A 22,124-nucleotide genomic window follows, 5' to 3' on the forward strand; every position below is an offset into this window, starting at 1 on the left:
TTTACATAAAGGCTCGGTAGCTCAGTCGGTAGAGCAGAGGACTGAAAATCCTCGTGTCGGCGGTTCGATTCCGTCCCGAGCCACCATTTTGAAATCGCAAGCCGGCTTAGCTCAATTGGTAGAGCAACTGACTTGTAATCAGTAGGTTGGGGGTTCAAGTCCTCTAGCCGGCACCACTTTCAAAATGAGCCATTAGCTCAGTTGGTAGAGCATCTGACTTTTAATCAGAGGGTCGAAGGTTCGAATCCTTCATGGCTCACCATTTTTAATTTAATGCGGGTGTAGTTTAGTGGTAAAACAAGAGCCTTCCAAGCTCTGGTCGAGAGTTCGATTCTCTTCACCCGCTTATTATGGGCCTATAGCTCAGCTGGTTAGAGCGCACGCCTGATAAGCGTGAGGTCGATGGTTCGAGTCCATTTAGGCCCACCATAATTATTCCGCAGTAGCTCAGTGGTAGAGCTATCGGCTGTTAACCGATCGGTCGTAGGTTCGAGTCCTACCTGCGGAGCCATATTATAGAGAAGTACCCAAGTGGCTCAAGGGGCTCCCCTGCTAAGGGAGTAGATCGCGAACGCGGTGCGAGGGTTCGAATCCCTTCTTCTCTGCCAGATTTTGGCCCGTTGGTCAAGTGGTTAAGACACCGCCCTTTCACGGCGGTAACACGGGTTCGAATCCCGTACGGGTCATACTAAAAGAGATAGCATAATCTGCTATCTCTTTTTTGTTGTATATATTTTCTTTAAAGCAGACTATTAGTAGTCTGCTTTTTTTATAAAATGTTGTATACTTTTTTCAATTTGAATCGTCTAACTAATAGAAAGGAGAGAGCGATGGAGTATGAAAAGGTCATTATAGGGGGGGATTTTGTTCTACTGGAAAAGATACCTAAAATATTAAAGCATCTTTCGCTAGATAACCACCTTTACACTGATTCCGCCATCGCTCTACTGAATATCAAGTTCACTGCAATCACGATGACTGCACCGATAAGGGTTGCAAATACACGGTCGAACAGAATGATAAACTGGAACGGCTTGCCGGCTTCCATGATCAAAATAATGAGCGGGATCATGGTTGCAGAGTATACAAGATAATTTCGAACCTTTAGAAGAGGTCGAACACCTGCGAATAGCCCGATACTTATAACTAACCCCCAAATTGGTAGACTAGTTGCGAGAAGCAAGCTCGCAACAATCACGCCGATTACTGTACCAAGCACTCGTTGTGTTGTTTTGATTGGAAAGAGTTCTATTTTCCGCTGAGTAAGGATCGCTACGGTAATTGCAATCCAATAGAAGTGGTGCTCGGGCCAAAGTATTCGTAATCCCTCAGCTATACCTAGACATAATGCGAGCCTGATTGGGAATTGCCAACCGGATAGGTGTGCAAGAGAGTTCAGCCATAGAATGATTTTTTTCGATGTTGGCCCTTTCACAGCTCCATCCAGCGATGATTTAAAACAACGGTGTACCCAGATGCCTAGCACCAAGCTGATACTGACGGTCCAAATCGCCCCTGCTAAGATTGAAAAAATTAGTTCCATCCGGTACTCCGTCTGGTCGACCATATTGAGGATGATAATCAGGAATACGACAAAGCGTGTTGTTGCCACCGCCAAGGCACGACTATATCCGCCAATTAACGCAGCAAGGCTTACCAGCAGGATCAAGACTCCAAATGTCAGATAGCCATGTCCGAAAGAGAGAACAGCAGCAATCGCAGCGAGCACTACTGATATCAGCGATGATGCCAACTTTTTCCCGTGATTTATAAAACTCGAACCGACTTTCACGCTACTGACTGCCAAACTGCCGACCGATGCAGCAAAACCAAGAGCGGGATAGCCTAGAACTGTGGCGAACAGAACAGGTCCGGCCATACCTATGCCGGCGGAAATGAGTTCTACTATTTCTACCTTGGCCTCCTTAGACCAAGAAAACACTTGAGCCCTATATGTCTTTACATTCATCTATAGCACCTCTTCCGACCCAAAGAGTAGGGTACAGTTTAATAATAGGCTCTTTCTTTAATCCATGTACATGTGGTGATACCTATGTCCATCAGGCTAATATTTTGAAGTATCCCCAAAATGAAAATTTTATCTTTCCAGAGTTATTTATAATAATTCAGCTCATTTTTTTCGATATGGGGAAATACCAATTTCTTAAGTTGATGGCAATGTATGGTGACCCCTTATAAAAACCTCTAAAAGTATGGCTGCGGATTTACAAAAGTTAAATGATAAGAATTATGTGAAGGCTGCTGTATTAGGGGCTACTGCGGAAAATAAATAATATAGATAGAAGAAGCTGTCTCTAAATAGGTGATCTATTGGAGACAGCTTCTTTATGGTGCTATCCTTGTCGAAATGTCGATATATTTGATTTTGCGTCTATATAATATCACTTACCAAGAAAACTTTAAGAAAAAACCTTTCACAATCTAAAGAAAACGCCTCCATTGAGATGGATTTCACCCGCATTCTAACAACTTTATACTGTGTGTGAAAAAGTTCACAAATAGGTCATAATTTGTGAAGTAATTCACAATAAACCATGCTACAATATGAATGTAAAGAAGTTAAACAACATTAAATTAGTATTTTAATTAATTACTTAAACAATAATATAAAATATATGTGAACAATAGAGAGGGGAAATTATCATGAAAAAAGGTATCAATCGTGTAGTATTAGTAGGAACAGGAGCTGTAGGTTGTAGTTATGCTTACTCAATGATCAACCAAGGTGTAGCTGAAGAATTCGTACTTGTAGATGTAAATGAAGCAAAAGCAGAAGGGGAAGCAATGGACTTAAGCCATGCAGTACCATTCTCTCCAGCACCAACAAAAGTTTGGAGCGGTAGCTATGCAGATTGCAAAGATGCAGATTTAGTAGTTATCACTGCTGGATTACCACAAAAACCAGGTGAAACTCGTTTAGACTTAGTTGAGAAAAATACAAAGATCTTTAAACAAATCGTTCGCGGTATTATGGATAGCGGATTCGATGGAATTTTCTTAATTGCAACTAACCCAGTTGATATTTTAACTTACGTAACTTGGAAAGAATCTGGTTTACCAAAAGAGCGCGTAATCGGCTCTGGCACAACTTTAGACTCTGCTCGTTTCCGTTACATGTTAGGCGACTACTTAGATGTAGATCCACGTAACGTTCATGCTTACATCGTTGGTGAGCACGGTGACACTGAACTTCCAGTATGGAGCCACGCTACTGTAGGTGTACAAAAACTAGAAACAATCTTAGCGAACAACGAACAATACAACCAAGAAGATTTAGATAAAATCTTTGAAAATGTACGCGATGCAGCTTACCATATCATCGAACGTAAAGGTGCAACTTACTACGGAATCGGTATGTCACTACTTCGTGTAACTAAAGCAATCTTAAGCAACGAGAACAGCGTGTTAACTGTATCTGCATACCTTGAAGGCCAATATGGTGAGAAAGATGCTTACGTAGGTGTTCCAGCTGTTATTAACCGCGAAGGTGTACGTGAAATCGTAGAGCTTGAATTAAACGAAGAAGAAAAAGTGAAGTTCGCTCATTCTGTAAAAGTATTAAAAGAAACAATGGCACCAGTACTATAATAATTGCTAAATGATTCAGAGGCGGGAAACTGCTTCCTACCTCTGAGTTTTTATATATAATTGAATATAAATTCCTTTTCCGGTTTCCCTTGTATATCCCCAATATACCCCTTTTGCTGGAGAAGGGTCGTTTATAGAAAAAGCACTCTATTTTTGAATAGAGTGCTTTTGTGCATTATCCCACTATTTGCGAGCAGAGTTTCACTTTATTCCTTAGGAGTTAACCTCGTGGCAATTTTTCAAGAAGGAAAAATATTTAAGCTTTTTCCTAACCGCATTCATCTCTCGCATACTCATTGGATCATGCCCTACCTATTCCTTGAGGTGGGAGTTCTCCGTCGGGAAATGATAAAATTTGTGACAAAAAATGTTGAGAAATATTTTTAAATAATAGATTATTTCGCTTGTATTTTACGTGGAAAGAGCGTGAAATACAGAGAGAAACCAATAAAATAAATATTGAGCAACAATGAAAGGCGAGAAATAGTAAGGAAAATGAAGCGTTTGCAATGAATATTCGTCAAAATTCGATATTTTATATGGAAATTCGAAAAAAATTAAACATTTTCAAGGAAAAAACGTATATTTTTTAAAAACAACAAGGATATTTCAGTTTTTTGCAGAAATAGTTAAAGTGTTTAAAATTTCTGTCATCTTAGTGAGGTGAACATATTGGATGTAATAAATTGTGAAGAAGTGAAACGAGATGAGTTTCATACAGAAAAGTACTATGACAGTTATAACATCTTTGGGGCACATATTGTGACGGAAGATGGGATGCGAGGTGTACGATTCACAGTATGGGCTCCTCATGCGAAAGCAATGAGTGTTGTTGGAGATTTTAATGAATGGGATTATGAGCAACATAAGATGCTACAAGTGACAGAAGAGGGAATTTGGTCCTTGTTTGTACCGCATATTGAAGAGAATGAGATATACAAGTATGCGATTGAAACGATGGACGGTGCCGTTATTTTAAAGGCCGATCCTTACGCAGTATATGCAGAAGTAAGACCAAATACGGCATCTGTAGTTTTTGATATAGAGGGATATGAATGGAATGATAAAAACTGGATTCGTAAGAGAAAGAAAAAATCGATTTATAAAGAAGCGATGACAGTTTATGAATTACATTTCGGTTCTTGGAAAAATAAAGAAGATGGTGCTCTGTATTCTTACAGAGAAATGGCCGAGGAGCTCATTCCGTATGTGGTGGAACATCAATTTACACATATTGAAATTATGCCGCTTGTTGAGCATCCATATGATCGTTCTTGGGGATATCAAGGAACGGGATATTATGCAGCGACAAGTAGATTCGGTACGCCACATGATTTGATGTATTTTGTCGATGAATGTCATAAATATGGAATCGGTGTCATTTTAGATTGGGTGCCGGGGCATTTTTGTAAAGATGCTCACGGTTTATATTTGTTTGATGGGACACCGACTTATGAATATAAAGATATAGATGTGCAAGAAAACCTCGTATGGGGAACTGTTAATTTTGATTTAGGGAAGAGAGAAGTACGTAATTTCTTAATTTCAAATGCGTTATTTTGGATGAGGTATTTCCATATTGATGGTTTTAGGGTAGATGCAGTTGCGAATATGTTGTACTGGAATAAAGAAGGAAAAGAGCAAAGCAATGAACACGCTGTTTCTTTCTTACGAGAGTTAAATGAAGCTGTGTTTGCAGAAGATGAAGAGTTTCTTATGACAGCAGAAGATTCAACAGCTTGGCCACTTGTAACAGCTCCAACATACGAGGGCGGACTTGGATTCAATTACAAATGGAATATGGGCTGGATGAATGACGTGCTGAAATATATGGAATGTGCACCAGAGTACCGGAAATACATTCATGAGAAAATGACATTCTCTTTAATATATGCTCACTCTGAAAACTTCATATTGCCGCTTTCTCATGATGAAGTCGTTCATGGGAAAAAGTCGTTATTAAATAAAATGCCGGGAGATTACTGGGATAAGTTCGCCCAACTTCGTTTATTATATGGATATTTCTTTACTCATCCAGGTAAGAAATTACTCTTTATGGGTGGAGAATTCGGGCAATTTGATGAGTGGAAAGACCTTGAAGATTTAGATTGGAATTTACATGATTTTGAAATGCATCGTTACATGCATGATTACTTTAAAGAGCTCATAGCATTGTATAAGCGCTCAAAACCACTTTGGCAGTTAGATCACTCGCCTGAAGGATTTCAGTGGATTGATGCTAATAATAATGAACAAAGTATTTTCTCGTTTATCCGCCAAGGGGATAAGCAGGAAGATGCGTTAGTTGTCGTATGTAATTTTACGAAATCTACATATGAAAACTATAAAGTAGGTGTACCAGATTTTGATTATTATAACGAAATTTTAAACAGTGACGCTATGCAATATGGCGGATCGGGGCAAGTTAATAAGAAACGTCTCAAGACGATTCTAGAGCCATATCATAATCAAGCGGCACATGTAGAAATTACAATTCCACCATTTGGCGTATCCATATTACGACCAGTGAAGACGAGAAAGGGGAGCAAAAAACAAGATGGCTCAAAAACAAAAGTGCGTAGCAATGCTACTAGCAGGGGGAAAAGGTAGTCGTTTAAGTGCATTAACAAAAAATTTAGCCAAGCCAGCTGTTCCATTTGGTGGTAAATATCGCATTATTGATTTTACGTTAAGTAACTGTGCAAACTCCGGTATTGAAACGGTGGGGATTCTAACACAATATCAACCGCTAGAACTTCATAATTATATTGGAATCGGAAATGCTTGGGATCTTGATCGTGTAAACGGTGGAGTCACTGTGTTACCTCCTTATGCGGAGTCTTCAGGTGTGAAGTGGTATACAGGTACGGCAAGTGCTATTTATCAAAATCTAAACTATTTAAGTCAGTACGAACCAGAATATGTCCTTATTTTATCAGGCGATCATATTTATAAAATGGATTACAGTAAAATGCTAGATTACCATATTGAGAAAGAAGCAGATGTTTCAATTTCTGTTATTGAAGTGCCGTGGGATGAAGCAAGTCGCTTTGGCATCATGAATACAAATGAAGAGATGGAAGTTGTTGAATTTGAGGAAAAACCGCAATTTCCAAGAAGTAATCTTGCATCAATGGGAATTTATATTTTTAACTGGGCTATTTTAAAAGAATATTTAGAGATGGATGCAAGAAACCCTGAATCTAGTAATGATTTCGGAAAAGATGTCCTTCCGCTTTTATTAGATGAAGGGAAGAAGTTGATGGCGTATCCGTTTGAAGGGTATTGGAAAGATGTCGGAACGGTGAAAAGCTTATGGGAAGCGAATATGGATTTACTTCGCGATGAAACATCGTTGAACTTGAACGATCGTAATTGGCGTATTTATTCTGTGAACCCAAATGAGCCACCTCAATATATTGCAGAACAAGCAAAAGTAGAAGAGTCACTTATTAATGAAGGGTGCATTATTGAAGGGGACGTGAAGCATTCTGTTTTATTCCAAGGAGTGACGGTGGAAGAAGGTAGTATGGTAATCGATTCTGTCGTTATGCCTGGGGCAAAGATTGGTAAAAACGTTGTGATTGAAAGAGCGATTGTTGGATCGGAAATGGTTATTGAAGATGGGACAATAATTCGCCCAGAAAAAAATGTTGATGATGTAGTACTAATTGCTGAAGGGAAATAGAAAAGGGGGATGAAATGAATGGGAGAAAAAATGTTAGGAATTATTAATGCAACGGGAAGTTTTCCTTCCTTAAAGAAAGTAACAGGGCATCGTTCATTAGCGGCGTTACCGTTTGGGGGCCGTTACCGACTCATTGATTTCATGCTTTCAAATATGGTGAATTCTAACATTCATAGCGTGGCGGTTTTTACAAGTCATAAAAATCGTTCTTTAATGGATCATGTCGGTTCAGGACAACAGTGGGATTTAGATAGAAAGCGTGATGGTCTGTTTTTATTCCCACCGAACTGCCAATGTGATCATGACGAATTTGGATCTTTTGCACATTTTAGAAGACATATTGATTATTTTCTAAGAAGCAGAGAAGAGTATGTTGTTATTACGAATAGCCATCTTGTAACAGCATTAAACTTTCAAGCGGTGTTAGAGCGACATATACATACGTCTGCAGATATTACTGAAGTTTGTCATGAAGGGGTTTCGCTTCAAACATATGTGTTAAAGAAACAATTATTGCTAGACTTATTTGAGACATATAAAGATGTGGAGCAATACAGTTTATTTGATGTAGTGAGAGAAAAGAGCGGGAAATCACTGCATATTGCTACATACGAGCATACAGGATATGTAGCCATCATTGATTCGATTGAAAGTTACTATAAGCATAGTCTAGAAATTTTACAGCCTACTATTTGGAAGCAATTATTTAAGAAAGAAGCACCAATCTTTACGAAAGTAAAAGATGAGCCACCAACTCGTTATATGAAGGGTGCAGTAGTGAAAAATACAATGGTTGCAAACGGCAGTATTATTGAAGGTGAAGTGGAAAATAGTGTTGTCGCCCGTTCTGTTAAAATTGGAAAAGGTTCAATTGTTCGTAATAGTATTATTATGCAAAAGAGCCAAATTGGAGATAACTGTATAATAGACGGTGTTATTATTGATAAAGATGTGAAACTTGGCGATGGCGTAGTGTTAAAAGGAAATGCTGATGAGCCATATGTTGTAGAAAAGGGTAGTGTACAAAATAGTACAATCAACAGTTATTCGTAAATAGCAGGTGCATAATTAGTGGGGGATTTAGAAAACCCCCACTAATTAAGATTTTACTCTATATGAAAACTTGAAGGGAGGAAGCTGTAAGAAGAGCGATTTATGATGTATACGCTTTTCGTGCAGTGGAACAACAGGTGAATATTTTATTTGCAGTATCAGAATGTGTACCGTTTATTAAATCCGGAGGTCTAGCTGATGTAGCAGGAGCGCTCCCAAAAGAATTGAAAAAATTAGGAGTGAATGTTCGCATTATACTTCCAAACTACAGTCTTATCCCGAAAGAGTTAAGAGAAGGATGTACGCTTCATAAAGTAATTAACGTTCCTCTTGGATGGAGAAACCAATATTGCGGGATTTTAAAAGGTGAGCAGGATGGGATTACGTATTACTTAATAGATAATGAATATTATTTTAAGAGAGATTCTCTATATGGCCATTATGATGACGGGGAGCGTTTTTCTTATTTTTCAAAAGCAGTTTTAGAGTGTATCCCGCATCTTGATTTCGAAGTAGATGTTCTTCATAGCCATGATTGGCATACAGCTATGGTTAATTTCTTACTTCGTGAAAAGTATCAAGATAACCCGTTATATGAGCATATTAAAACGGTATATACGATTCATAACTTGCAGTTCCAAGGTGTATTTCCTCCTGAAGTGATGTACGACTTACTGGAGCTTGGTCATGAATATTTTCATAGTGAACAGCTTGAGTTTTATGGAAACGTGAACTTTATGAAAGGCGGTATTATCGCATCCGACGAAATTACAGCGGTTAGCCCGACATATAAAGAAGAGATTCAATATGAATTTTTCGGTGAGAAGTTAGATGGATTGCTACGAAAATATAATGATAAGCTTAGTGGCATTGTAAATGGAATTGATACGAGCGTATATAATCCAGAAACAGATCCATATATTACTGCTCAGTATAGTGCAGAGTCGCTAGATGAAAAGAATGAAAATAAACGCGCATTGCAGCGTTATTTTGGTTTACCAGAAAAAGAAGATACACCAGTTATTTCGATGGTAACACGATTAACGAAGCAAAAGGGTCTTGATCTAGTACGTACTGTATTCCGTGAAATAATGGAAGAAGATGTACAATGTATTATTTTGGGATCAGGCGATTCTGAATACGAGCAGTTCTTTGAATGGATGGCATACGAGTATCCAGAAAAGGTAAAAGTATATATTGGATTTAATGAAGCGTTAGCGCACCAAGTGTACGCAGGAAGCGATTTGTTTTTAATGCCATCGCTGTTTGAACCGTGTGGACTTGGACAACTTATTGCACTAGCATATGGCACGATTCCAATTGTAAGAGAAACAGGCGGATTAAATGATACTGTACATTCTTACGACGAGGACACTGGAATTGGGAATGGCTTTAGCTTTACGAATTTTAATGCGCATGACATGTTACATACGATTCTTCGTGCAATTGAGTTTTATCAAGATAAACCGGTATGGGATAAGCTTGTAAAGCAAGCGATGACTGAAGATTATAGCTGGGGGAAATCGGCTCTTGCATATAAGAAATTGTATAAAAGTCTCATGGAATAACATTGAGGTGGTGAAAAAATGTTTACTCATGTTGAAAGCTTCAAATCCGCTTTTCTAGAAAAATTAGAAACGATGTATGGGAAAAGTTTCAAAGATTCTACAACTCGTGATCAGTATAATACGCTCGGTCATATGGTACGTGAGTATATGAATAGTCAATGGATTGCAACGAATGAAAGTTATCGGTCTGGAGACCAAAAGCAAATGTATTACTTATCCATTGAGTTTTTACTTGGGCGTTTGCTTGGAAGTAACATATTAAATTTAGGCATTCGAGATGTATGTGAAAAGGGACTTTCTGAACTTGGAATTTCTTTGCAAGAGTTAGAAGAGATTGAAGCAGATGCGGGCCTTGGTAACGGTGGACTTGGACGTTTAGCGGCCTGTTTTCTCGATTCACTCGCTTCTTTAAACTTACCAGGACATGGCTGTGGTATTCGTTATAAGCATGGTCTGTTTGATCAAAAAATTGTTGATGGCTATCAAGTAGAATTTCCAGAACAGTGGCTTCTTCATGAAAACGTTTGGGAAGTAAGAAGGTATGACCAAGCCGTAGAAGTAAGTTATTTTGGAAACGTTGAACCACTAGAAATTGATGGACGTTTAGAGTTCAGGCATACAAATGCAGAAGTTATTATGGCAGTACCATATGACGTTCCAGTTGTAGGGTATGAAACAAGTACTGTGAATACGCTTCGGCTTTGGAACGCGGAGCCAGTTCCTTTCCCGCAAAATTGTAAAGATATTTTGAAATATAAGCGTGAAACAGAGGCCGTATCGGAGTTTTTATATCCAGATGATACGCATGATGAGGGGAAAATACTTCGTTTAAAACAACAGTATTTCCTCGTATCAGCAAGTTTGCAAAATATCGTTCGTATGCATAGGGAGAGACACGGTAGTCTTCGTCAGTTACATGAAAAAATCGCGATTCATATAAACGATACACATCCAGTTCTAGCAATTCCAGAACTTATGCGTATTTTATTAGACGAAGAAAAATTGACATGGGAAGAAGCTTGGCACATAACAACGCAGACAATTTCCTATACGAATCATACGACGTTATCAGAAGCGCTTGAGAAATGGCCAATTCACATTTTTAAACCGTTATTACCGAGAATTTATATGATTATTGAAGAAATTAATGAACGTTTCTGTCATGAGCTTTGGGACCGTTATTCGTACGATTGGAAGCGTATTGAGGACATGGCCATTATTGCGCATGACCTTGTGAAAATGGCTCATTTAGCGATTGTTGGTAGTCATAGCGTTAACGGTGTGGCGAAAATTCATACAGAAATTTTAAAGCAGCGTGAAATGCGATTGTTCTATGAATTTTACCCAGATAAGTTTAATAATAAAACGAATGGAATTGCTCATAGGCGCTGGCTAATGAAGGCGAATCCGCAGCTGACGAATCTTATTTCGGAAGCGATTGGAGAAGAATGGAAGAAAGAGCCGATTAAATTGCAAGCTTTACAAGCGTTTTATCAAAATGGTAGTTTTCAAGAAAAGCTTGCAGGGGTAAAACAAGAGCGTAAGATTATTTTAGCGGAGCGCATTCATAATAAAATGGGGATCACTATTGATCCAAATTCTATTTTTGATGTGCAAGTGAAAAGGCTACATGCCTATAAACGACAGTTATTAAATGTTCTTCATATTTTGTACTTGTATAACCGTTTAAAAGAGGATACTAGTTTTTCATTTTACCCGCGTACTTTTATTTTTGGAGCGAAAGCATCACCTGGCTATTATTATGCGAAGAAAATTATTAAATTAATAAATGAGCTTGCAAGAAAAGTAAATACCGATCCGTACGTAAGTCAATTTATGAAAGTTATCTTTCTAGAAAACTACCGAGTTTCTTTAGCAGAAGATATATTCCCGGCAGCAGATGTAAGTGAACAAATTTCAACTGCGAGTAAAGAAGCATCAGGAACAGGGAATATGAAATTCATGATGAATGGTGCGATTACACTCGGAACGTTAGACGGGGCTAATATTGAAATAAAAGACCGGGTCGGTGATGATGCCTGCTTCATTTTCGGCTTAACGGCGGATGAGGTTCTTCATTACTATCAAAATGGTGGATATCGTGCAAGTGACTATTATCATCACAATATGCACATTAAAAAGGTAGTAGATCAGTTAACGAATGGTTTCTTTGCACAGTCGGGAGCTGAATTTGAAGCGATTTATGATTCTCTCGTTATTCAAAATGATGAATACTTCGTTCTTCGAGATTTTAGCCCATATGCTGAAAGACAAGAAGCTGTTGGAAGGGCCTATGAAAATAGGAATAAATGGCTGGAAATTTCGATTTTAAACATTGCACAATCTGGGCATTTTGCGAGTGATCGAACAATTTTGCAGTACAGTAATGAAATTTGGGGTATTGGTAATACTGTTAAACTTTTTTAGATAAAAGCCCCTTTTGAAGGGGCTTTTATTTATTCACTTTTAAAACAGGGATACGCTTGCTTAGAAAAATAAAACGAGCTTAATGAGATTAAGCTCGTTTTATTTATTTTGCTTAAGAAAGGTAAGGCATGAATGTATATATTATACCTGTTCCGCCATATTCCCCTGTCGCAAAGTATGAAAATGTAAAGAAACCTGTAAACGAAAAAATTATAATGAGAAAAATTGCAAAGAAAAATTTTAGCATGTAAGGTCCCCTCATCCGAAAGTAATTTCATAGATTATTATAGTATACGAATATTAAAATTCCAATTGTTTACTGGTTAAAAATGAGAGGTCAGACATGTTTTGTATGTTGTAATGGAATGATTATTCGTAATGGATTTTGTATTTTTCGTAAATGTCATGTTGTGATGGACGTGTGCATATTCCCAGTCCTTCTCATTAAAATGGACATTTCTTGGAGGGAGAAGAGGAACGACATCGAATAAATTGACAAAACGAAAGCTACTAGCTACTTGCAGTTTATAATAATTTCGAAAGGCGATATCTCCAACTTTTGGAGAGGCAAAGCTATAAAGACCGTACTGTGCGAAGGCAGTATTTATACGTGCATCTAGTATGTGTAGTGTAGCGAGTGCGCCGCCTAAGCTATGACCTGTTGCAAGAAGTTTCTTATGGGCTGGTAATGACACGAGCATATCCATAATAGAATCACGGCAAGATTCATAAATTGAAAGAAAGCCGTTATGAACATTTCCGCTGTTTAAAGCGTATGGGTATGGCCTTTGGTTGACGAGTGAATCGATAATCCAATCTGTATCTGTTTGTGTCCCCCTAAAAGCTACAATAATTGTATCTTCAGATTCTAATATGAACCCAAACCATTCCATCGTTTGAATCGCTTTTCCTTGAAAGCCTTGTACATATTGGAATCCATCAGGTATTTCAAAAATCCCATTTTGTTTATATTGTTCATACGTTAGATCGCAGCAAGATGCTAACAATATGGCAGTATCTTTATCAAAGGATAAAGGAGTACGCATCAAGCAAGCCCTCCTTAAGAAAAGGTATAGTTCAATATATGCAGTGAGGGACTTGATTCATTCTTTTGGAAAACAGGTGGATGATCTAGAAGTACAAAAGCTTGTGGACCAACATATGAAAGTACCCTTTAAGTATGTCGGTGAAGAGTCAATGTACTCTTTAAGTAAATTAGAGAGTGTAGAAGAACAATATAATAATATGATGCCGTCCCCTTATACGGAGAAAGAGAGGTATGGCTCAATAAAACGATGGAATACTATATGATTCAAAATGATTTGTACAGTCCTCCGCAATAAAAATTATATCGACGAATATAATAATAAAAAAAATGTCCGATACGGACACTTTTTACTCTTTCCCATCTAAAAGGCGACCAAGTCCGCCTAAAACGCTGCCTTCACCGCTATTTTGAGCTGCTGGGCTTGTAAGGCGTGCTGCTAAGCGACTAAGTGTTAAGGACTGAATCCAAACTGTTCCAGGACCTTCTAACGTTGCGAAGAATAAACCTTCGCCGCCAAATAGAGCTGTTTTTACTTTTCCAACGAATTGAACATCGTAGTTAACATCTTTTGTCATTGCAACGAGACAACCTGTATCAATGCGAAGTTTTTCACCAGGTTTCAATTCACGCTTATATACCGTTCCGCCTGCGTGCATGAAAGCGAGTCCGTCACCTTCAAGTTTCTGCATGATGAAACCTTCACCACCGAAGAAACCAGTTCCAATTTTTTTTGTAAATTCGATTCCGATAGAAACACCTTTTGCTGCACAAAGAAATGCATCTTTTTGACAGACTACTTTTCCTTGATATTCTGTTAAATCAACAGGAACAATCTTTCCAGGATAAGGAGCGGCGAATGATACGTGACGTTTGCCATGGCCCGTATTTGTAAATACAGTCATAAACATGCTTTCACCTGTAACGAGACGTTTACCTGCGCCCATTAATTTACCGAATAGACCACCAGATGGTCCAGAACCATCACCGAAAATCGTTTCCATTTCGATATGATCTTCCATCATCATCATTGCGCCAGCCTCTGCGATAACGCTTTCTTCTGGATCCAATTCAATTTCAACAAACTGCATATCATCGCCATATAATTTATACTCGATTTCATGTGCTTGCATTTTTTCACCTCATCATATGTAGTAATTATATTGTACAGAAATCAAAGGAATTAGAATACTATAGTTTTGTTAATTGTTGAATAAAAATAGAATAGAAATTTAAGGTTATACTAGGATTATAAAAAACGATGGACGAAAGTGTTCTTATTTGACGTTTTTGATATAGCATGATATAGTGAAAACACTATTGAGCTACATAATGTGGTACGGAAATAAAGCGCGTTGTATTAAAGGCTGTAAGCTTGTTATACATTCATGTCCTTTATATCCACCTTTTCATGTGGATTCATAGTTTCATTTTTATTTAGGAGGTACATGACATGCAAACAGGTAAAGTAAAATGGTTTAACGGCGAAAAAGGTTTTGGCTTCATCGAAGTTGAAGGCGGAGAAGACGTATTCGTACATTTCTCAGCTATTCAAGGCGACGGCTTCAAAACTTTAGAAGAAGGTCAAGAAGTTTCTTTCGAAATCGTTGATGGAAACCGCGGACCACAAGCAGCTAACGTTACAAAAAACTAATTAGCTAGCGAAAAAAAGCATTCCGAACTTCGGAATGCTTTTTTTATGCTTTAGAACCAGACTCATCTGAAGATAATTCACCTTTAAAGGTGCGTTCTTCAAAATCATCAAGCAATTGTTCATATTCTTCATGTTCTTCTGTTGCGAAAACTTGCGGGTTTTTTCCATACATATCTGTTCCAATAAAATTTTCGAAATCCTCTACATACCCAACATTTTCTTCACTATTTACGTACATTCCATTATAGTTTTTTGAATCCTGTCTTTCTAAATCGGATGGTGTTTCTGATGTTCCGTAATTTGCGACGTCTTGCCAAGCATCTTCAGCATCGTACTCTACAGAATGATCTTCGTCGTGCTTGTGAAACGAAGGAGAAAGCACCTCTTCTTCAACTGGGCGCGTCTTCATATCTAATTTATTTGTAGTGTGCTGAATACACGTTGTAGCAGTTGGCATTGCTTCTAATCTTTCAAATGGAATTTCTTCACCAGACACTTCGCAAATTCCGTACGTACCAGCTTCAATTTTTTGCAGGGCATGTTTCGTATCTTCTAGCTGTTTATGCCAAAATTCGATGAGCCCGAAATCTTTCTCACGTTCGTACAATTCTGTTGCCATATCACCTGGGTGGTTGTCATAGCTAGACAGTTCTCCTACTGAATCACGTTCAGATGCACGGTCTTCATTTTCATGAGTTTGTATCGTTTGTTCAATTTCTTGTTTTTGCTTTTCTAAACTCGATTTAAATTGAGTTATTTGTTGTGGAGTTAACATAGTCGTCCACCTTCCTACAATTCAGTTTCTTTACATAGTATGAGCGTTGAGAGTAGGAATTATGAGGTGAATTTCAGCCGGGAAGTCGGTATATGAAAAAAGGAGCTGCGTAAGCAGCTCCTTTCTATCCCGCTATTTGCCGGGCAGTAAAGCTCCCACCTTAAAATTTTGCTGGAGCAAAGAAGTTAGGTAGGAGATCAACTGCCCGTAAAAGCCCGATTGGTGCGGGCTAATAATCAGTGGGGATGAAGAAAATCCCCACTGATTAAAGTTTCACTTTATAGGAAGTATCCAAGCAATAATCCGATTCCCATTAGGAGACCGAAAATTGTATTTGTTTTTGCTGTTGAAATCATCGCAGGTACCATTTCCATTGGAATACTTTTGCCGATAAAGCCTTTCGTCGCTTTAAATGCTTTCGGTGCACTTAAGAATACGATAAGCATCCATGGTGATACGATGTTAACGATGATTAAAGCGATTGTCCAAATGTAGGAAACGATGAACATAGAAGCAAGTACAGCGACTGCTCTTTCGCGTCCAACGAGAATCGCCAATGTTTTACGGCCATTTTCTTTATCACCATCTAAATCACGAATGTTGTTAGATAGTAAAATCGCACCAATTAAAATGGAGCTTGGGATAGATAGTAAAATCACTTCTGATGTTACTGTCCCTGTTTGGATAAAGAATGAAATACCGATAATAATGACACCCATAAATAATCCTGCTGTTAGCTCTCCGAATGGTGTATATGCAATTGGAATTGGACCACCTGTATAAAGGTAAGCAACGGCCATACTAACAAGACCGATCGCGGCAAGCCACCAGCTAGAGTTCATACAAATATAAACACCTAATAGTATTGCGATGCCAAAAAATCCGAATGCTAAGTTAAGCACGGTTTTTGGCTGAATGCCATCGCGGACGATAGCACCGCCAATTCCAACTGAACCTTCATGATCGAGTCCTCTTTTATAATCAAAGTATTCATTAAACATGTTCGTTGCTGCTTGAATGAGAAGGCAAGCAAGAAGCATCATAAAGAAAAGAGGAAGATGTATTTGATTTATACCTCCGACCTGCATTGCATAAGCTGTTCCGATGAAAACAGGAACGAAAGCTGCTGTTAATGTATGGGGACGTAATAAACTCCACCAAATGCGCCAGCCTGTTTGTTTACTTGGCTTTTGCGCTGTAGGAGAGGAATTCGTTTCGACGTTCATTTCCATGTTGAATCCTCCTTAGGTCACATATTGTACACAATTAAGTGTAGAAAAAGCATCATTTAGTGTCAACGTTTATTTTCTAGGAAGAGAAGGTGAATTTCTCAGAAATGCTAAACGTTGACAGGCCTTTCCTTTGAGGTGTATCTTAAAATCAAGCGTAATTATGACTATTTTTCGCCCATAGGGGGGAGACAATTGTGATTCAAACGAAACAAAAAGGCTTACAAGAAGTTTTTGTTACAGCTATTAAGCGTGCGACTGATGAAAAAACATTAGTTAGTTTTGTAAAACAAATAGATTGGGTGGATCCACTTCTGTTTTATGCAGCAGGAAAAAGGATCTCATTCGAAAATAGATGTTATTTTGCAGACCCAGCTCAGCATGTAATATTTGCTGGAATTGGCTCTGTGTTCACTATAGCAAATTCTTCTCACAAACGCTTTCAAACTGCTCGTGACGAGTGGGATAAAGTAAAAGAGAAAGCATTTGTACAAAGAGAAGGATACGAATTTGGAACAGGTCCTCTTTTATTTGGTGGATTTTCATTTGACCAAGAAAAAGAAAAAACGAATCTTTGGAAAGAATTTGATGATACCACATTTTCACTACCAGCATTTTTATTAACTGTAAAAAATGAAAAAGCGTGGTTAACCATTAATCAGTTCGTTTCAGCTGAAGATTGTGCAGAAACTCTTTATAACGAAATTATTTCTGTAGAAGAGAGAATTTTACAAGAGAGTAAATGTGTACTAGAAGGATCAAAATTAACAATTACTTCTAAAGTAGAAGTTGATCCGAAGGGCTGGATGAATGCGATTGGAAAAGTGCAGGATGAAATGAAGCAAGGGAACGTGCAGAAGGTTGTATTAGCAAGGGAGCTAAAATTAACGATGGATCAGCATATTGATTCCGTTCTTGTTTTAGAAGCGCTTCGCATTGGGCAACCGGATTGTTACGTATTTTCTTTTGATTATAAAGGAGCATGCTTCTTAGGAGCGACACCTGAGCGATTGATTCGAAAAGAAGGCGAGAAGTTTACATCGATGTGCCTTGCTGGCTCAATTGGTCGTGGCAATTCTATAGAAGAAAGTAAACAAAATGGTGAGACGCTTCTTCATGATGAAAAGAATTTGGCTGAACACGGTTATGTAGTTAACATGATTCGAGGTGTGCTAAGTGAGCATTGCGAATCTGTTAATATTCCGGAGAGCCCGGGCTTATTAACGACGAAAAATTTAATTCATTTATATACGCCAGTAGAAGCAAAAGGTGATGCAAGTCTTTTAGCGATGGTAGAAGAATTACATCCAACGCCAGCTCTTGGTGGTACACCTCGTCATGAGGCACTGAAATTAATCCGTGATGTAGAGCTTTTAGATAGAGGATTGTATGGTGCACCAATTGGCTTTATAGATGATGAAGGAAATGGTGAATTTGCGGTTGCACTTCGCTGCGGATTATTAAATGGCGAGAAAGCATCCTTATTTGCCGGCTGTGGTATCGTAATCGATTCAGTAGCGCAGCTTGAATATGAAGAAACAAGTTTGAAATTTAGACCGATGCTTGGTGCTTTGGAGGAATTAATGAAATGAACAATCATATAGAAGCATTATCATATTATTTAGGCGCGTTCGTGGACGAACTGACGCGTCTAAATGTATGTGATGTTGTCATTAGTCCAGGCTCACGGTCAACGCCGATTGCCTTACTAATGGAACAACATGAAGGAATGAAAACATATTTACATGTAGACGAAAGATCAGCAGGATTTTTTGCGCTTGGTATTGCGAAAGCAAAAAAACGTCCTGTTGCACTATTATGTACGTCAGGGACGGCAGCAGCGAACTATTATCCAGCTGTATGTGAAGCGTTTCATTCAAGAGTGCCGCTTATCGTATTAACAGCGGATAGACCGCATGAATTACGGGATGTGGGTGCACCACAGGCGATGAATCAATTTAATTTATACGGTACTTTTGTGAAGCAATTTATGGAGATGGCACTTCCGGAGGCGAGCGAAACGATGTATCATTACGCCCGTATGACGACGCAGCGTGCGATAGCAAGCGCACTTCTAGCACCGCAAGGGCCTGTTCATCTCAATTTTCCAGTTCGCGAGCCGTTAATTCCAGATTTCTCATTAGAAAGTTTATGGGATAAAGGACGTGGTGAATATACAGGAGTAGTTCAGCAAGGAAATGTGACGATGCCGAGTGAATATGTAAATTCTCTTGTAGGGCGCCTTTCAAATATGGAAAAGGGGCTTATTATTTGTGGCGACGATAGTCATTCGGAAATTGCAGCCTCAGCGATAGAACTAGCTGAAAAAACTGGATATCCAATATTAGCGGATCCACTTTCAAATATTCGTAGCGGACATCACGATAAAACGATGGTAATCGATTGTTATGATACATTTTTACGAAATGAATTGTTAAAAGAAACATGGAAGCCGAATGTTTTAATTCGTTTCGGCGGAATGCCTGTTTCGAAAGCATTAACGCAGTTCATAAAGAAACAAACAAAGGCAGTTCATATCGTTGTAGATGAATCAGGGCAGTGGAGAGATCCGGCTGTTGTTGCGACAGAAGTTGTACAAGCTAGTGACATTGAATTTTGCAGAGCATTAACAGAGAAAATGCCAGTTATGAAAAAGAATGATTGGTTCGGAATGTGGAAACATATAAACGAGAAAACGAGAGAAACACTTCGTGAGATGGAAACATATGAAACGGCATTTGAAGGAAAAGTAATTACGGATATTGTACGTGTATTACCAGAAGGGGCAACGTTATTTGCGAGTAATAGTATGCCAATTCGCGATACAGATTCATTTTTCTTCACATCGGATAAAAACATTCAAGTAATGGCGAACCGCGGTGTAAATGGTATTGATGGAATTATTTCAACAGCTTTAGGAGCGAGTATTATTTGTGATCCGCTCGTATTAGTAATCGGTGATTTATCATTTTATCACGATTTAAACGGATTATTAGCTGCAAAATTACATGAATTAAATATAACGATTGTTGTTGTAAATAATGATGGTGGAGGTATTTTCTCATTCTTACCACAATACGAGAAAAAGGAACATTTCGAATCATTATTTGGAACACCAATTGGGCTTGATTACGAGCATGTTGTCAAAATGTATGGTGGTTCATTTAGCCGTGTGAATGGATGGGAAAACTTCCGAGAAGAAGTACGAACTGGAACGAAAACGAATGGATTACACGTTGTGGAAATTTGTACGAATCGCGAAGAAAACTTGAAATTACATCGTGAATTATGGGCAAAAACAATGGACGTTATTACTACATCTTTGCAAGGTGAATCAAAATGAAAGTAACATTGCAAGGTGTATCGTATGAATATGAAGTAGTCGGAAGCGGGGAACCACTTCTACTTCTTCATGGTTTTACGGGAAGCATGGAAACGTGGCGTTCCTTTATTCCTTCTTGGAGCGAGCAGTTTCAAGTCATTTTAGTAGATATTGTCGGGCACGGGAAAACGGAAAGTCCTGAAGATGTGACGCATTATGATATTCAAAATGTGGCGCTGCAAATGAAGGAACTACTGGATCATCTTCATATTGAAAATGCACATGTACTTGGCTATTCAATGGGTGGTAGACTTGCGATTACGATGGCATGCTTATATCCAAAATATGTGCGTTCGCTTCTTTTAGAAAACTGTACAGCGGGACTTGAGAGTGCAAATGAGCGAAAAGAACGCAGGGAAAAAGATGAACGACTTGCCGATAAGATTGAGCAAGAAGGCACCCGAAGTTTTGTATCGATGTGGGAAAATATTCCGTTATTTGAAACACAAAAACGTTTAGCACAAAACGTACAAGAAGCGGTGCGAAAAGAACGACTTGCTAATAATCCAACAGGACTTGCAAATAGTCTTCGCGGCATGGGAACAGGGGCTCAGCCTTCATGGTGGAAAGATCTGCAAAACCTAAAAATACCCGTCCTTTTACTGAATGGAGAAAGCGATGAAAAGTTCTTTCGCCTATTAAAAAACATCGAAAAATGCATCCCACACGCGAATTTTGTCAAAATTGATGGTGCTGGCCATGCAATTCATGTGGAACAACCGGAAAAGTTTGATACAATAGTAAAGGGATTTCTAAAAACTATGCAGTGATGCTTTTTTCCTTGTGAAGGAAGTTGAACTTATAGAGAAATTAATGAGAGATCATTAAGAGTATAAAAAGGAGGTAATAGTAATGACTATTGAATGGGTAAAAGAAGGCAATTACGAAGATATTATTTATTCAACATACAATGGCATCGCAAAGATTTCGATTAACCGCCCTGAAGTACATAATGCATTCCGTCCTAAAACGGTAATGGAGTTAATCAATGCTTTTGCACACGCTCGTGATGATGCAAATGTTGGCGTTATCATTTTAACAGGTGAAGGTGGACGTGCATTCTGTTCTGGCGGCGACCAAAAAGTTCGCGGTCATGGTGGCTATGTAGGTGACGATCAAATCCCACGTTTAAACGTATTAGACTTACAACGTCTAATTCGCGCAATTCCTAAACCAGTTATCGCAATGGTAGCAGGTTATGCAATCGGTGGTGGACACGTACTTCATATCGTATGTGACTTAACAATCGCTGCAGACAACGCTGTATTCGGACAAACAGGTCCTAAAGTAGGTAGCTTTGATGGTGGATACGGAGCTGGCTATTTAGCTCGTATGGTAGGCCATAAGAAAGCTCGTGAAATTTGGTACCTATGCCGTCAATATAGTGCTGGGGAAGCGCTTGATATGGGCTTAGTAAACACAGTTGTACCATTAGAAGAACTTGAAGCAGAAACAGTACAGTGGGCACAAGAAATTTTAGCAAACAGCCCAATGGCACTTCGTTTCCTAAAAGCTGCATTCAACGCAGATACAGACGGTCTAGCTGGTATTCAACAACTAGCTGGAGATGCAACGTTATTGTACTACACAACTGACGAAGCAAAAGAAGGCCGCGACGCGTTCAAAGAAAAACGCAGTCCCGACTTCGGTCAATTCCCTCGTTTCCCGTGATCAAAAGCGGAAGCGGCTCGCCC

The 22,124-nt window shown here is 38.7% G+C and carries 16 protein-coding genes, 8 tRNA genes and 1 pseudogene; 20 read left to right on the forward strand and 5 right to left on the reverse strand.

Going from position 1 to position 22,124, the window contains the following annotated elements:
- Positions 1-10: 10 nt before the first annotated feature.
- From FT637_RS22850 to FT637_RS22885, 8 genes are all read left to right on the forward strand, one after another.
- Positions 11-86, forward strand: a tRNA-Phe gene (locus FT637_RS22850).
- A 14-nt stretch (positions 87-100) separates the two neighbouring features.
- Positions 101-176, forward strand: a tRNA-Thr gene (locus FT637_RS22855).
- A gap of 10 nt (positions 177-186) precedes the next feature.
- Positions 187-262 (forward strand) — tRNA-Lys (locus tag FT637_RS22860).
- 13 nt (positions 263-275) lie between these two features.
- Positions 276-346 (forward strand) — tRNA-Gly (locus FT637_RS22865).
- Positions 347-352: 6 nt separating this feature from the next.
- Positions 353-429 (forward strand) — tRNA-Ile (locus tag FT637_RS22870).
- Between the two features lie 7 nt (positions 430-436).
- Positions 437-511: transfer RNA gene (locus FT637_RS22875), tRNA-Asn, on the forward strand.
- Between the two features lie 6 nt (positions 512-517).
- Positions 518-608: transfer RNA gene (locus FT637_RS22880), tRNA-Ser, on the forward strand.
- 6 nt (positions 609-614) lie between these two features.
- Positions 615-686 (forward strand) — tRNA-Glu (locus FT637_RS22885).
- Between the two features lie 236 nt (positions 687-922).
- Here FT637_RS22885 and FT637_RS22890 read toward each other — a convergent pair.
- Positions 923-1,969 (reverse strand): FUSC family protein, encoded by a 1,047-nt coding sequence (locus FT637_RS22890; RefSeq protein ID WP_193648236.1) that lies wholly within the window; start codon positions 1,967-1,969, stop codon positions 923-925.
- A 695-nt stretch (positions 1,970-2,664) separates the two neighbouring features.
- Here FT637_RS22890 and FT637_RS22895 point away from each other — a divergent pair.
- The 6 genes from FT637_RS22895 (at position 2,665) to glgP (ending at position 12,345) form a co-directional block, all read left to right on the forward strand.
- Positions 2,665-3,609, forward strand: a complete 945-nt coding sequence (locus FT637_RS22895; protein ID WP_002089250.1) for an L-lactate dehydrogenase — start codon at positions 2,665-2,667, stop codon at positions 3,607-3,609.
- Between the two features lie 672 nt (positions 3,610-4,281).
- Positions 4,282-6,219 (forward strand): 1,4-alpha-glucan branching protein GlgB, encoded by a 1,938-nt coding sequence (glgB, locus tag FT637_RS22900; protein WP_193648237.1) that lies wholly within the window; start codon positions 4,282-4,284, stop codon positions 6,217-6,219.
- Positions 6,167-7,297, forward strand: coding sequence for a glucose-1-phosphate adenylyltransferase (gene glgC / locus FT637_RS22905; protein WP_193648238.1), 1,131 nt, complete (start codon positions 6,167-6,169; stop codon positions 7,295-7,297). The genes glgB and glgC overlap by 53 nt, the downstream gene beginning before the upstream one ends.
- An 18-nt stretch (positions 7,298-7,315) precedes the next feature.
- On the forward strand, positions 7,316-8,350 hold the full coding sequence (gene glgD, locus FT637_RS22910) for a glucose-1-phosphate adenylyltransferase subunit GlgD (RefSeq protein WP_193648239.1): 1,035 nt from the start codon (positions 7,316-7,318) through the stop codon (positions 8,348-8,350).
- Positions 8,351-8,487: 137 nt separating this feature from the next.
- Positions 8,488-9,918, forward strand: coding sequence for a glycogen synthase GlgA (glgA, locus tag FT637_RS22915; protein WP_193648314.1), 1,431 nt, complete (start codon positions 8,488-8,490; stop codon positions 9,916-9,918).
- 18 nt (positions 9,919-9,936) lie between these two features.
- Positions 9,937-12,345, forward strand: coding sequence for a glycogen phosphorylase (glgP, locus tag FT637_RS22920; RefSeq protein ID WP_193648240.1), 2,409 nt, complete (start codon positions 9,937-9,939; stop codon positions 12,343-12,345).
- Positions 12,346-12,668: 323 nt separating this feature from the next.
- On the opposite strand, the gene FT637_RS22925 is transcribed toward glgP, so the two are convergent.
- Positions 12,669-13,391, reverse strand: a complete 723-nt coding sequence (locus FT637_RS22925; RefSeq protein ID WP_193648241.1) for a lipase family protein — start codon at positions 13,389-13,391, stop codon at positions 12,669-12,671.
- 64 nt (positions 13,392-13,455) lie between these two features.
- Here FT637_RS22925 and FT637_RS22930 point away from each other — a divergent pair.
- Positions 13,456-13,688, forward strand: a pseudogene (locus FT637_RS22930) (MerR family transcriptional regulator); the annotation flags it as partial.
- A gap of 52 nt (positions 13,689-13,740) precedes the next feature.
- Here FT637_RS22930 and FT637_RS22935 read toward each other — a convergent pair.
- Positions 13,741-14,523, reverse strand: a complete 783-nt coding sequence (locus tag FT637_RS22935; RefSeq protein ID WP_193648242.1) for a TIGR00266 family protein — start codon at positions 14,521-14,523, stop codon at positions 13,741-13,743.
- A gap of 320 nt (positions 14,524-14,843) precedes the next feature.
- Here FT637_RS22935 and cspD point away from each other — a divergent pair, with 320 nt between their 5' ends.
- Positions 14,844-15,044, forward strand: a complete 201-nt coding sequence (gene cspD, locus FT637_RS22940; RefSeq protein WP_001193051.1) for a cold-shock protein CspD — start codon at positions 14,844-14,846, stop codon at positions 15,042-15,044.
- Between the two features lie 43 nt (positions 15,045-15,087).
- Here cspD and FT637_RS22945 read toward each other — a convergent pair whose 3' ends face one another.
- Together FT637_RS22945 and FT637_RS22950 are read right to left on the reverse strand one after the other, a co-directional pair.
- A complete protein-coding gene (locus FT637_RS22945; RefSeq protein WP_193648243.1) occupies positions 15,088-15,819 on the reverse strand; it encodes a yteA family sporulation protein in 732 nt (243 codons plus the stop codon).
- A gap of 278 nt (positions 15,820-16,097) precedes the next feature.
- Positions 16,098-17,051: a 1,4-dihydroxy-2-naphthoate polyprenyltransferase gene (locus FT637_RS22950; RefSeq protein WP_193648244.1), complete on the reverse strand. Its 954-nt coding sequence runs from the start codon at positions 17,049-17,051 to the stop codon at positions 16,098-16,100.
- A gap of 194 nt (positions 17,052-17,245) precedes the next feature.
- On the opposite strand from FT637_RS22950, the gene FT637_RS22955 reads away from it, so the two are divergent.
- The 4 genes from FT637_RS22955 (at position 17,246) to menB (ending at position 22,101) form a co-directional block, all read left to right on the forward strand.
- Positions 17,246-18,640, forward strand: coding sequence for an isochorismate synthase MenF (locus FT637_RS22955; RefSeq protein ID WP_193648245.1), 1,395 nt, complete (start codon positions 17,246-17,248; stop codon positions 18,638-18,640).
- Positions 18,637-20,391, forward strand: a complete 1,755-nt coding sequence (menD, locus tag FT637_RS22960) for a 2-succinyl-5-enolpyruvyl-6-hydroxy-3-cyclohexene-1-carboxylic-acid synthase (protein WP_193648246.1) — start codon at positions 18,637-18,639, stop codon at positions 20,389-20,391. Before FT637_RS22955 ends, menD begins: the two co-directional genes overlap by 4 nt.
- A complete protein-coding gene (gene menH / locus FT637_RS22965; RefSeq protein ID WP_193648247.1) occupies positions 20,388-21,200 on the forward strand; it encodes a 2-succinyl-6-hydroxy-2,4-cyclohexadiene-1-carboxylate synthase in 813 nt (270 codons plus the stop codon). Before menD ends, menH begins: the two co-directional genes overlap by 4 nt.
- Positions 21,201-21,282: 82 nt before the next feature.
- Entirely contained in the window at positions 21,283-22,101 is an 819-nt protein-coding gene (gene menB / locus FT637_RS22970) for a 1,4-dihydroxy-2-naphthoyl-CoA synthase (RefSeq protein ID WP_193648248.1), read from the forward strand.
- Positions 22,102-22,124 lie beyond the last annotated feature (23 nt).

The sequence above is a fragment of the Bacillus cereus genome (assembly GCF_015071065.1).
In the GTDB taxonomy this organism is placed as follows: domain Bacteria; phylum Bacillota; class Bacilli; order Bacillales; family Bacillaceae_G; genus Bacillus_A; species Bacillus_A cereus_BA.